Below are 235 nucleotides of genomic sequence, written 5' to 3' on the forward strand. Positions count from 1 at the left end.
CTCATGGAGGACGGCTCGACGATCTTCGCCGCCCCCGAGGCGCAGGGGGCCGTCGACGGCTACTTCGTCCTGTTCAAGGAGGCCTCGCCGCCGTCCGCCGTCTCGTGGGGCTACCCCGAGATGGTCGCCGGGTCCACCAACGGCACCACGGCCTTCCTCCTGCAGGACCCGGAGGTCATCGCGACGGAGCAGGACTCCTCGCTGACCGAGGACCAGTGGGACACCGCGCCGCTGC

1 pseudogene is annotated in these 235 nt (G+C 71.1%); it reads left to right on the plus strand.

The window, feature by feature from the left end:
- A pseudogene (locus KVS71_RS18925) lies at positions 1-235 on the plus strand (sugar ABC transporter substrate-binding protein); the annotation flags it as partial.

The sequence above is a fragment of the Microbacterium sp. GbtcB4 genome (assembly GCF_019091465.1).
GTDB lineage: Bacteria > Actinomycetota > Actinomycetes > Actinomycetales > Microbacteriaceae > Microbacterium > Microbacterium paraoxydans.